Raw genomic sequence first — 352 nt, 5'->3', positions numbered from 1 at the left:
CTCGCCCATCGCGTCGATGAACGAGATCTTCGTGGCGAGGAAGGAGTTGGCGGAGACCTTCGCCAGTAGTACCCGGTGAAATCAGGCGACTTGGCCCGGCGCTTCATCCAGGATGACCCCATGAGTCACGACCTGACGACGTTCCTCCGCACACGGCTGGATGAGGAGGCCGACCTGGCCCGACGCTGTGACGGTGACGGCTGCGGGGTGTGGACCGCTCACGGGCACACGGTCGACTTCTGCCAAGGAGAACTCTCCGGTTTCCATCCCACGATCGCCCTGCACGTCGCGCTGCACGACCCGGCTCGCATCCTGCGGGAGATCGAGGCCAAGCGACGCGTGCTCGCCCGCC

General features: G+C 65.9%; 1 protein-coding gene. It reads left to right on the top strand.

Translation table 11 applies throughout. The annotated features are described in order from the left end of the window. Positions 1 to 120: 120 nt before the first annotated feature. Positions 121 to 352, top strand: a 232-nt coding sequence (locus tag AB0C16_RS41085; RefSeq protein ID WP_357691654.1) for a DUF6221 family protein, incomplete at its 3' end; no start/stop codon positions are given.

The organism is Nonomuraea sp. NPDC048916, from assembly GCF_040649575.1.
In the GTDB taxonomy this organism is placed as follows: Bacteria; Actinomycetota; Actinomycetes; order Streptosporangiales; family Streptosporangiaceae; genus Nonomuraea.
Note: the sequence above shows the minus strand (reverse complement) of the source record. Positions and strands in the feature narration are given on the sequence as shown.